Genomic DNA, 397 nt, shown 5'->3' with positions numbered 1-397 from the left:
AACGTCACGGTATTTTTCAGGTTTGCGGGTAGCGTCGGTCACAGCAAAAACTCCTCAGCGATCAATCCAGACCAGCCCGGGCAGTGGGCAGCGATTTAGCGGACGTTGCGTTGAATGCAGGCGACTCATACGCATACGTCTTTACTTGTATGTACAAGCATATGCAATCAAGCGGCCAACTTGTTGAAGGGATGTTCAAGAAAGATTGGAGAATTGCCGGAAAGCCCCGTTGTAGAAAGGCTGCCGAGCTGAATGAATTTTTTGAAGGAGATTTTTTGGGAAAAATCGGAAGGTCATAAAAGCGTGGTATTGCGCCACGCTGGGGCGTTCGGTAACAAATTGGTGCGCGGGTAGGGAACAATGAGCGCGCTTTTTGTGGCGAGGGAGCTTGCTCCCG

1 protein-coding gene is annotated in these 397 nt (G+C 50.6%); it reads right to left on the bottom strand.

Features of this window, described 5'->3' with window-relative positions:
* Positions 1–195: 195 nt before the first annotated feature.
* On the bottom strand, positions 196–397 hold a 202-nt coding region (locus tag OC610_RS28955; RefSeq protein ID WP_264433259.1), incomplete at its 5' end, for a hypothetical protein.

It is taken from the genome of Pseudomonas agronomica, assembly GCF_025917275.1.
GTDB lineage: Bacteria > Pseudomonadota > Gammaproteobacteria > Pseudomonadales > Pseudomonadaceae > Aquipseudomonas > Aquipseudomonas agronomica.
Note: the sequence above shows the minus strand (reverse complement) of the source record. Positions and strands in the feature narration are given on the sequence as shown.